This is a genomic window from Merdimmobilis hominis (assembly GCF_016901855.1).
Classification (GTDB): Bacteria; Bacillota; Clostridia; order Oscillospirales; family Ruminococcaceae; genus Paludihabitans.
Map to the genome: position 1 here is coordinate 1 of NZ_JACJKY010000041.1, position 7,069 is coordinate 7,069.

Genomic DNA, 7,069 nt, shown 5'->3' on the forward strand with positions numbered 1-7,069 from the left:
TGACGAAGATGCAGAGGAAGATATCTCTGCATAAAAGTAATAACCGGAAGGCAAAATTGCCTTCCGGTTACATACCACCCTAAAAACTTCGCTAAGAACACATAGCAAAAGGAACAGGAGCTTTTTCATTCAGGTTTTCCGTTTTAAATCCGCACAGAACGTGCCAGAACCATCTGACTTCAATGAAACCGAGACGCATGAATTTCCGTTTTCACGCCACCCCCACCATTATGATTTCACCGGTGTCCGATGTCTGGCCGTTTCTGTTATGCAGACAATGTTTTATTTTTTGAATGAATGATCTGCGCAGTACGCAGAACTGGTTTTCCGTTTTAAATCCGCACAGAACGTGCCAGAACTGTTTGACTCCGATGAAACCGAGGCGCATGAACTTCCATTTTCACGCCACCCCCACCATTATGATTTCACCGGTGCCCGATGTTTAGGCCGTTTCTGTTATGCAGACAATGTTTTTGAAAAAGGATTGTTTTACGCAGTACACGAGAAAAACCGAACACTTTCTTCCTGCACCGCACAGTATCCTTTCAACGCTTTTTATGCTTTCAGCTTGAGTGTTACGATCTCGAATCCGCCCACAGAAAGCTCCACTTCCGCCGCATCGGAAGCAAGAACCTCCTGCTCACGTTCCATGAGATCACACCGTACGATTTCACGATAATTTTTATCAAACGAAACAAGAATACGATCCGGTGCGCCGGTATGCTCATACAGACGTACAATCACGCCGTCGCCTGCTTCCGCAGGTTTAACCGTTTCGATGATCGCGCTGCCTTCCACACTTGCAAACGAACCACAGCAAGCTTCGGTTTCTACCGTCTTAGATGCTTTCGCATAGTGAACCGGAATATTCAATTCATATGCTTCGAGTGCGACCTGTCCCTCTGCTTCATCACCTGCATGCGGATAGATCGAATACGTAAACGAATGCTGTGCAATATCTGCATGCTTGCCCGGATATTTCGGACTGCGAAGCAGGTTTAGATCCATTTCCGAACCTTTGATGCGATAGCCGTATTTGCAGTCGTTCAACAGTGCAACGCCGTAGTTATGATCGGAGAGATCCGCCCACTTGTTGCCGCACACTTCGAATTTCGCCATATCCCATGTGGTGTTATCCGTAGTGGAGCGTTTGATGTTGCCGAACTGAATCTCATACGACGCATTCTCTGCCATGACGTCTACGTCAAACGAAGTGCGAAGCATCTTGAACGATTCATTCCAGTCCACATTTGTTTCAAAATCGACGCGGGCAGATGTTGCCGACAGCCGGATTTTCTGGGTGAGCGTCGAGTTATGATAGGTATATTTCTGCTCCATCACTGCGCTCGTGCCATCCAGATATGCGTTTGCTTCCACGAGAGTAAATGCTTCCGGCGCTTTGTCACGATAGGTGATCGGGATATCCCAGCAGTCGCCTTTATCGCTGTATACGCTCAGGCGGTTTCCTTTTGTACCTGCTTTGAGCACTTCGACCTCGTTTGTCTTATCAAAGATGGAGGAGATTGTGCCGTCCTCGTCAAATGTTACACGCAGGAAGGTGTTTTCGATCATCTGACCGTCTGCATTCAGCTCAAATTCATCTGCCGAAATCTCCTCGCCTTCGTCCACGCGCGCATAACCCATCGGCGGGACAGTCACGAGTTTTAAGCCGTCTTCTGTCTGGACTACGCGGCTGACTTCCCAGGAAAGCGCGTTAATGAGCACATCGCCGCCGGCTTTATTTGCCACCATTTCATATGCTTCCTTGATTTTTTCGTTGACCTGCTCATAAAGCACTTTGTAGCGCGCGAGCGATTCGTCATAGACGCGGTCAATCGACGAACCCGGAATGATGTCATGGAACTGATACAGGAGTACTTCTTTCCAGACGTTATCGAGCCATTCTTTGTCATACGGCATTCCGGAAAGTGTCAGCGCAAATTCAAGTTCACGCAGTGACAGTTCCATTTTGCGGTTATACCATTTATTGCGTGCCTGTGTGGTGAGCGTACCCTGATGTTTCTCTAAGTAAAGCTCACCCGACCAGACCGGATACCGGTCTGTATCATGGTCAATGCGCTCAAAGAAGTCGCGTGCCCATTCCTGACGAACCGGAATGAGTCCCGAGAGGTTTTTCTCACGATTCAAACGCTCGATATGTGCCGGAGACGGTCCGCCGCCGCCGTCACCGATGCCGAACAGCATGAGTGCATTTTCGCTGACGTCGCTTTGTGCAAAATCACGCTCGACCTTTTTGATCGCTTTCGGTGTTGCCGGGCCGTTGTATGTTTCCTCAGCAAGCATATGTGTGAGCACTTCGGTGCCGTCGATGCCTTTCCACATGAATGTGTGGTGCGGGAACTTGTTGTGCTCGCTCCAGCTTAATTTCTGGGTCATGAAGTAATCAATGCCCGATTTTTTGAGGATCTGCGGCAGTGCGGCATTATAACCGAATACGTCCGGCAGCCAGAGGTTTTTGACATCGAAATCAAATTCATCTTTATAGAATTTCGTTCCGTACAAAATCTGGCGCACGAGCGCTTCACCGGAGGAAATGTTGGCGTCTGCCTCAACCCACATTGCACCCTGCGGCTCAAACTTGCCTTCTTTGACTTTCTGCTTGACCTTTTCATAAAGTGCAGGATAATGTTCTTTTACCCATGCAAAGAGCTGCGGCTGGCTTGCACCGAAACGATAGTCCTCATACCGTTCCATGTTCTCAACAGCCGTCGAGAACGTACGCGCACCTTTGCGGATCGTTTCACGGATCGGCCAAAGCCATGCAAGGTCGATGTGAGCATGTCCGATTGCCGAAATCGTCAGATCCGGATCGCCGCCTTTTTTCTCGAGTTCCGGACGAAGAATTTCGTTAACCGCATCAATTTCACGATCGGAAAAATCTCCCAAAACGCATGCAGCGTCATACAGTTTCTGCAAAACGCGCTGATGACGCGGTGTTTTTTCGTCAAGCGCTTCCATCAGTTCAAACAGCACCAGCATGTCATAGTAAAGCGTGCGTGCTTTTTCATTGCACACAGCAATCGACAGCTGTTCGACATGGCCGCCTTTATATGCACCGAACAAGTCGTTGCAGCCGGCATCCATCCAGAGATCGACTGCCTCGCCGCCGTTTGCTTTTTCTAAAAAGCGGTAGATACGTTTTGCCGGTGTGCCGAGCGACGGATCAAAATCCGAGCGAACAGAGGTCAGACCGCGTACCGGGCAGCCGGTATCGTCAAACACACACGCTTCGCCGCAGATGTCAAGCATCAATACAACGCTTTTGTCTTTGCACTCATTCGGAACGGTTCCTTTTAAATGAAACCATGCGCAGTCCCAAAGCGTTCCCCATGTATCACCTTTTTTCAAGTTCGGCAGATAGGTACCCGTTGTTTTTTGTGCAAACGGTACCGGCTCTTTCGTCACATAAGCCTCTGCATGGAGCTCTGCCACCGGCGTATACACTGTTTCTTTCAGCGCATCAATCGCCTGGCGGACTGCCATTTTCATATGTTGCTTGTAATATGCCATATAAGCACCTCATTTCAAGATAAAAAATATCCGTGGTTATTATACAGGAATTTTTCCGGTTTTACAATCGAAAAATGTTGATTCTTTTAAATTCTATAGCGGATCCCTTATATCATCGAAGGCAGCGGCTTTTCCATGATATAATCACGATTCACAAACCCGCCGGGAAGCGGATACTCTTTGGTTTCGATGATCTCAAACCCATTGCCCTGATAAGCACGCATTCCTAAACGGTTGTCCTGATTGACATTCAACCGAATCGGCTTTTGATATCGGGTAATCAGATCATTGAATACCGCGGAAGAAATATGCTTGCCGCGATACGTACTTTTGAGATAAAGCTTATCAAGATAAACATAGCCATCATACAGTTCATAAGCAATGAAACCCGCCGGTTCCCCATCGAACAGCACATAATCGTAACACATGCCCTGTGCTTGGAACGCTTTTATATGTTCGAAATCAAAGTACTTATGGATCAGCAGTTCGATCTGGCCCTCCGGCAATACGCCGTGATAGCACTCTCTCCAGATCGGTGCAGCAAAATCCTGAAGGTGTTCCAATTCATTTGTATCCATCGGATGATAAGTGACCATAAACTTCCTCCTGTCATATGATGAAAACGCTGATGCGTTATTTTTATATACTGCTTGCAGTATGAAAACAATATATATGGTTATTATATAGTAATTATTGTGGTTTTACAATCACAGATTTTACTATTTTAAACAAAATTCAGAAACCACTGCTCTAACATCCGATTGCGGACATCATCAATGTGCCAAACGCGCCTGCACACGGTCAACCGCTTGACACACTGTGCCGTTTCGCCGTACAATAAGAAAAAAGAACTCAGAAAGGATCGTTTTTTTATGACCGTTACCGAACGTTTTCTTCGTTATGTACAAATTGATACACAGTCAAAACCTGATATGGACGTTGTGCCGAGCACACGCAAGCAGCATGATCTGGCAAAACTTCTTGCAGAAGAACTGCAGGCTATGGGCGCACAGGTGACCTATGACACAGATCACTGCTATGTCTATGCATCCATCCCTGCAACCATCCAAACCAGCGCATCCCCGCTCGGACTGATTGCGCATATGGATACCTCTGATGCCGTGTCCGGAAAAGATGTAAAACCGCGCATCGTTTCCGCTTATCCGGGCGGCGATATTGTATTAAATGAAGCCGAGCATATTGTACTCTCTCCAACCGTATTTCCGGAAGTATCTGACTATATCGGACAGGACGTCATTGTAACCGACGGCACCACACTGCTCGGCGCGGACGACAAAGCCGGTGTTGCTGAAATTATGGCACTTGCTGAGCGCCTGCTTGCCGATCCATCCATTCCGCACGGTGAAATCCGCATTGCATTCACGCCGGACGAAGAAGTCGGAAACGGCGTTGCCGCATTTGACAACGATGTGTTCGGCGCACCGGTTGCTTATACAGTAGACGGTGGAAAAGTCGGCGAAATCGGCTATGAAACATTCAATGCGGCTTCACTGACACTAACGGTTCACGGTGTGAGCACACATCCCGGCTCGGCCAAGGGAAAAATGCAGAATGCACTGCTGCTCGGCATGGAATTTGAGTCGATGCTCCCCACCTTCGAAAAACCGGAATACACCGAACAGCGCGAAGGATTTTATCATCTGACCGATATGCAGGGTGACGTTGACACCGCTGTTTTACACTATATTCTCCGCGATCACGATGCAGAAAAACTCGAAGAAAAGAAACAGTGTGTGCGCAGAATCTGCGGATATTTAAATGAAAAATACGGGGAAGGTTCGTTTGAAGTCACCATCTCCGATGCTTACCGCAACATGCGCGAAGTCATCGAACAGCATTTCTATTTGGTGGAACAGGCCGAAGAAGCCATGAAAGAATGCGGTGTAGAGCCGTTTGAATCGGTTGTACGCGGCGGCACGGACGGTTCTGTCCTCTCATTCCGCGGAATCCCGTGTCCGAACCTTTCGACCGGCGGTCATAACTGTCACGGCAGATATGAATTTATCACAGTGCAGTCGCTTCAGAAAATGACTGATATTTTGGAGCGAATCGTTACACGTCACGCACAGTCCGCGCAAAAATGAAGCAGGATGTTGTTTATATTTTAGAATGCATTGACGGGACGCTGTACACCGGATGGACAAACGATCTTGATGCACGGATGCAGGCACATTTTACAAAACGCGGCGCCAAATACACCCGGTCGCATCCGCCGAAATCACTCGTATATGTGGAAATCCTTCCGGACAAGCAAACCGCACTGCGCAGAGAAGCGCAGATCAAGCGATTATCCCGTGCAAAAAAGCGCTCCCTCATTGAAACCTATCGTGCAAATATTGACAAATTGTATGGTTCAGGGTATGATAAAAGGGATTATTATCAATTCTATCGAATGGAAACGGAGCGTTTTACCATGTCAACCAATAAAGTCAGAACCCGTTTTGCGCCGAGTCCGACCGGCTATATGCACGTCGGCAACCTGCGCACTGCGCTTTATGCATATCTTCTTGCTAAGAAAAACGACGGTACCTTCATTCTCCGAATCGAAGATACCGACCGTGAGCGTTATGTCGAAGGCGCTGTTGATATCATCTACAACACCCTGCGTAAAACCGGCCTCATCTGGGACGAGGGTCCGGATGTCGGCGGTCCGGTCGGCCCGTATGTACAGAGCGAGCGCATGGGCATGTTCAAAGAATATGCTTTAAAACTTGTCGAGAGCGGTCACGCATACTACTGCTTCTGCGACAAAGAGCGTTTGGATGAAGTCCGCACCATTCAGCAGGCTTCCGGCATTGCACCGCGTTATGACGGTCACTGCCGCAACCTTTCTCCGGAAGAAATCCAGGCAAAACTTGACGCCGGCGTTCCTTACGTCATCCGTCAGAAAATGCCGACCACCGGCACCACTTCGTTTGAGGACGAAGTATACGGCACAGTAACTGTCGAGAACGAAACACTCGACGATCAGATTCTCATCAAAACGGACGGCATGCCGACCTATAACTTCGCAAACGTTGTCGACGACCACACCATGGGCATCACCCACGTGATCCGCGGCAATGAATACCTCTCCTCCACGCCGAAATACAATCTGCTGTATGAGGCATTCGGATGGGAAAAACCGGTCTACGTACACTGCGCACCGGTTATGAAAAACCACACTGAGAAACTCTCGAAACGAAACGGCGACGCATCGTTTGAAGACCTGCTCGCCAAAGGCTATCTGACCGAAGCGATCATCAACTATATCGCACTGCTCGGCTGGAGCCCGAAAGGCGAAAACGAGATCTTCACCCTGCCGGAGCTGGTTGAGGAATTTGATGTATCCGGTATTTCCAAATCGCCGGCAATCTTTGACACACAGAAACTGCGTGCCATCAACGGTGCATACATCCGCAAACTGTCGCCGGAAGCATTCTTGGAGCAGGCACTGCCGTACATCCGTCAGACCTGCAAGAGCGAATCGGTCGATCTGCCGACACTTTGCGCAATGCTTCAGCCGCGCACCGAGATC

At 48.6% G+C, this 7,069-nt stretch carries 4 protein-coding genes; 2 read left to right on the forward strand and 2 right to left on the reverse strand.

Annotated features, from left to right (window positions below; translation table 11 throughout):
- Nucleotides 1-555: 555 nt before the first annotated feature.
- Nucleotides 556-3,531 (reverse strand): alpha-mannosidase, encoded by a 2,976-nt coding sequence (locus tag H6A12_RS12755; protein WP_204448396.1) that lies wholly within the window; start codon nt 3,529-3,531, stop codon nt 556-558.
- Nucleotides 3,532-3,638: 107 nt separating this feature from the next.
- Nucleotides 3,639-4,127, reverse strand: coding sequence for a GNAT family N-acetyltransferase (locus H6A12_RS12760; protein WP_204448397.1), 489 nt, complete (start codon nt 4,125-4,127; stop codon nt 3,639-3,641).
- 276 nt (nt 4,128-4,403) lie between these two features.
- Here H6A12_RS12760 and pepT point away from each other — a divergent pair, with 276 nt between their 5' ends.
- Together pepT and gltX are read left to right on the forward strand one after the other, a co-directional pair.
- On the forward strand, nt 4,404-5,636 hold the full coding sequence (pepT, locus tag H6A12_RS12765) for a peptidase T (RefSeq protein WP_204448398.1): 1,233 nt from the start codon (nt 4,404-4,406) through the stop codon (nt 5,634-5,636).
- On the forward strand, nt 5,633-7,069 hold a 1,437-nt coding region (gene gltX, locus H6A12_RS12770), incomplete at its 3' end, for a glutamate--tRNA ligase (RefSeq protein WP_204448399.1). The genes pepT and gltX, both read left to right, overlap by 4 nt.